Below are 4,007 nucleotides of genomic sequence, written 5' to 3' on the forward strand. Positions count from 1 at the left end.
GCACAGAGCTGCGCAACCTCCTCGCCTCTGGCGACCAGACGGTCAAACTGCGCGATAACGCCAGCGGCATCGATCTGCGTCAGCCTTTCTTGCGTCCATAACACCAGGCTTTTCTGCTCTGCCAGCGCGCTAATGTGGATGGCAGGCCGCTCGCCATCAAACATATTCAGCTGCAATAGCGTCCAGGGCAGCGAAGGATCGCTCTCTTCCGCTATGCGGCCTGGCGAAAGCAGCATCAGCAGCGATACCTGATGAATGTTCAGCAACTGCACGCTGTAATGGGGAAATTCAATGTGATAACTGTTGCCGCCAGCCAGCGCGGTCGGATCGACCTTAAGATGTCTGAGCAGCGGTTCTACCGTGCGATGAAACAGTGAAGCGCTCATAAAAAATCACTCGTCGTAGGGAACTAAAGGTTTTTTGGCCGGAGTATGCTGCATTGGTTGGGCATGCGCGTTGTAGTGCTCCACCGAAGCCGTCTGTAAATGGAGATCCTGCGCATTTTCTGCATTTTGATAGGTGACGCCGAGATTTTTCACCCCGTGCAACTGCTGAACAAGCCTGTCATCAGTCAGCGCCAGCTGGTTGAGTTTCACGACATCCGGCGTTTTATAGCTATTATTGATGCTGGTTATCCGCTCTTCGCTGAGAGGCGAAACACTGAGAATATCTTCCAGCTCGGCTTTCGGGCGCATTTTCGGATTGTGAACATCAAGTATCGCGGCGCCGTCGGGGACAAAAAGCGCGTTATCAAGCAGGTGCGAGCGGGCGAAAACCGGCCAGCCGTCCGCCACGACGGCGCTGCCGGGCTGGCGTATATCACCAATCACGTTAAATTGATGATTCAGCCCGCCCGCTGCGGCATAGGTAAAAATGGGGCGGTCAAGATCCAGAGTAGAGAGCACCGCCATGACGGCGGCAGAAATTTCTCCGCAGGTGCCCGCTTGCGCCTGGAATGCCGCTTTTGTCAGAGCGTTGTTATCGCCGCGAAAATCTGTGTCCCGAAGGTGCAGTGCCGCGACGCCGTGTCGGTGGCTTTCACCGCCGGTGCGCACAAAATCACTCTGTTGATTATCGGAACCAAACGTTAATTGATCTTTAACGAAGTCGATAGCGCTTTGCGCACTGTGCAACTCATTCATCAGTTGTGCGCTAACGGTTACCGCCTGCTGCTGATGCCTTCCGGGCAAGGCTCGCCACAGTTCCACCGTACCCGGATCGGTACTGGAAACAGGAATATTTGAAATTGAAGGAAACATAGCCGCGCTTGCCTTTATCTCTGTGAATAATAAGTCTGGGTGTTGTTTGTTCTCTTTTTGTTCCCTGGCAGGCCGGAACGCCTGTGCAGGCCAGATTCTGATGCGAGCGGTTGCCGCTTTTTAATGACTTTCTTCCGTCACTTTTCCGTCACAAAAGCGTTATTTTTCCGTCATTTTCACATGTCATGTTACCTGGCGAACAAGAAGAAATCACACCAGGCACAGGAATCTGAAAATGGCATCGTTCTCATTTCGTCGTACTGCACTTTGTATTGCACTGGGTCTCACGCTGAGCGGACACGCGCTGGCCGCGACTGACATTCCGTTCTGGCATTCGATGGAAGGCGAACTGGGCGTTGAGGTCGATTCGCTGGCAAAACGCTTCAATGACTCCCATCCCGATTACAGGATCGTTCCCACCTATAAAGGCAACTATGAGCAGAGCCTGGCCGCCGGGATCGCCGCGGTGCGTTCAGGAAAAGCGCCTGCCATCCTCCAGGTTTACGAAGTGGGTACGGCGACGATGATGGCGTCGAAAGCTATCGTGCCGGTGTATGACGTCTTCAAAAATGCGGGCATCGCCTTTGATGAAAAACAGTTTGTGCCGACGGTTGCCGGTTACTACAGCGATTCCAAAACCGGCCATCTGATTTCTCAGCCGTTCAACAGCTCCACGCCGGTGCTCTATTACAACAAAGACGCCTTTAAAAAAGCGGGACTAGACCCGGAACAGCCGCCGAAAACTTGGCAGGAGCTGGAAAAAGACGCGGCCGCGCTGCGTAAAGCGGGCATGAACTGCGGCTACGCCAGCGGCTGGCAGGGCTGGATCCAGATTGAAAACTTCAGCGCCTGGCATGGTCTGCCGGTGGCGACCAGAAACAACGGCTTTGACGGCAACGACGCCGAACTGGAATTTAACAAACCCGTTCAGGTGCGTCATATTCAACTGCTTGCGGACATGAGCAGGAAGGGCGAATTCACCTACTTCGGCCGTAAAGATGAGTCCACCGCCAAGTTTTACAACGGCGACTGCGGCATCACCACCGCCTCGTCCGGCTCGCTGGCCGACATTCGCCACTACGCGAAATTCAACTACGGCGTTGGCATGATGCCTTACGACGAAAGCGTACCGAACGCGCCGCAAAACGCCATTATCGGCGGGGCCAGCCTGTGGGTGATGAAAGGCAAAGACGCCAGCACCTACAAGGGCGTGGCCGAATTCATGCAGTTCCTGGCGCAGCCGGAAATCGCCGCCGAATGGCATCAAAAGACGGGCTATCTGCCGATCACCACGGCGGCTTATGCGCTGACGCGCCAGCAGGGTTTTTATGACAAAAATCCGGGTGCCGATACCGCGACGCGGCAGATGCTGAACAAGCCGCCGTTGGCCTTTACCAAAGGGATGCGGCTGGGCAATATGCCGCAGATCCGCACCGTGGTTGATGAAGAGTTGGAAGGCGTCTGGACCGGTAAAAAAACACCGCAGGCCGCGCTGGATAATGCCGTTTCTCGCGGTAACGCGCTGCTGCGCCGCTTTGAACAGACGGTTAAGTAATCAGCCTCACCGTACGGGGCCGCGCGCCCCGCTTTTTAACGTCAGCCATGCAGAGCCATACCATGTCTTCTCCTCGTCCCGTATTCCGTGTTAGCTGGCTGCCTTATCTGTTGGTGCTGCCGCAGCTGGCGATCACCTTTATTTTCTTCCTCTGGCCTGCGGGCGAGGCGCTGTGGTATTCGGTGCAGAGCGTGGATCCCTTTGGCCTCTCCAGCAGCTTTGTCGGCATGGAAAATTTCCAGCGTCTGGCGGGCGATGAATACTATCTGGATGCGTTCTGGACCACGCTGGTGTTCAGCGGGCTGGTCACCGTTATCGGCCTGATAGTGTCGCTGTTCTTCGCCGCGCTGGTGGATTATGTTCTGCGCCTGAAACGCGTTTACCAGACGCTGTTTTTACTGCCGTATGCGGTCGCGCCTGCGGTGGCGGCGGTGCTGTGGATGTTTCTGTTTAGTCCGGGGCTGGGCCTGATCACCCACTTTCTTCGCGCGTTGGGTTACGACTGGAACCACGCGCAAAACAGCGGGCAGGCGATGTTCCTGGTGGTGCTGGCCTCTGTCTGGCAGCAGATGAGCTACAACTTTCTGTTCTTTTTTGCCGCGCTACAGTCGATTCCCAAATCCCTGATTGAGGCGGCAGCCATCGACGGCGCCGGGCCGGTGCGGCGCTTTTTCCGCCTTGCGCTGCCGCTGATTGCGCCGGTCGGGTTCTTTCTCGTGGTAGTCAATCTGGTTTACGCCTTTTTTGACACTTTCCCGGTTATCGATGCCGCCACGGGCGGCGGGCCGGTGCAGTCCACCACCACGCTTATCTACAAAATCTATCGGGAAGGCTTCGCCGGGCTGGATCTCTCCTCTTCTTCCGCGCAGTCAGTGGTGCTGATGCTGCTGGTGATTGTGCTGACGGTAATTCAGTTCCGCTACGTCGAGAAAAAGGTGCGCTACCAATGATTGAGAACCGACGCGGGCTGGATATTTTCAGTCACATCATGCTGTTGCTGGGCGCGCTGACGGTACTGTTCCCGCTCTATATCGCGTTTGTGGCCGCCACGCTGGATAACAGCGAGGTCTTCCAGGTGCCGATGACGCTGATCCCTGGCCGCCATCTGTGGGACAACGTGGTAACCATCTGGCACAACGGCGTGGCGCAGAACAGCGCGCCGTTTGGTGTGATGCTGCTGAACAGCGCCATCA

The 4,007-nt window shown here is 56.0% G+C and carries 4 protein-coding genes and 1 pseudogene; 3 read left to right on the top strand and 2 right to left on the bottom strand.

Annotated elements, in window-relative coordinates; all coding sequences use genetic code 11:
* On the bottom strand, positions 1–386 hold a 386-nt coding region (locus tag GS12_RS22135), incomplete at its 3' end, for a CesT family type III secretion system chaperone (protein WP_034951028.1).
* A 6-nt stretch (positions 387–392) separates the two neighbouring features.
* Complete coding sequence (locus GS12_RS22140) at positions 393–1,259, bottom strand: hypothetical protein (protein WP_034951031.1); 867 nt, start codon at positions 1,257–1,259, stop codon at positions 393–395.
* A 235-nt stretch (positions 1,260–1,494) separates the two neighbouring features.
* Here GS12_RS22140 and ugpB point away from each other — a divergent pair, with 235 nt between their 5' ends.
* The 3 genes and pseudogenes from ugpB to GS12_RS22155 form a co-directional block, all read left to right on the top strand.
* Positions 1,495–2,814, top strand: coding sequence for a sn-glycerol-3-phosphate ABC transporter substrate-binding protein UgpB (ugpB, locus tag GS12_RS22145; RefSeq protein WP_034951034.1), 1,320 nt, complete (start codon positions 1,495–1,497; stop codon positions 2,812–2,814).
* Between the two features lie 62 nt (positions 2,815–2,876).
* The gene (gene ugpA / locus GS12_RS22150) at positions 2,877–3,764 is read left to right on the top strand and encodes a sn-glycerol-3-phosphate ABC transporter permease UgpA (RefSeq protein WP_034951037.1); all 888 of its coding nucleotides are present in this window, start codon (positions 2,877–2,879) and stop codon (positions 3,762–3,764) included.
* Positions 3,761–4,007, top strand: a pseudogene (locus GS12_RS22155) (glycerol-3-phosphate transporter); the annotation flags it as partial. The gene ugpA and the pseudogene GS12_RS22155, both read left to right, overlap by 4 nt.

The sequence above is a fragment of the Erwinia oleae genome (assembly GCF_000770305.1).
Classification (GTDB): domain Bacteria; phylum Pseudomonadota; class Gammaproteobacteria; order Enterobacterales; family Enterobacteriaceae; genus Erwinia; species Erwinia oleae.

Excerpts from the sequence above, each read along its gene's own strand:
- GS12_RS22140 (WP_034951031.1), bottom strand. The coding sequence starts at position 1,259 with ATGTTTCCTTCAATTTCAAATATTCCTGTTTCCAGTACCGATCCGGGT.
- ugpB (WP_034951034.1), top strand. The coding sequence starts at position 1,495 with ATGGCATCGTTCTCATTTCGTCGTACTGCACTTTGTATTGCACTGGGT.
- ugpA (WP_034951037.1), top strand. The coding sequence starts at position 2,877 with ATGTCTTCTCCTCGTCCCGTATTCCGTGTTAGCTGGCTGCCTTATCTG.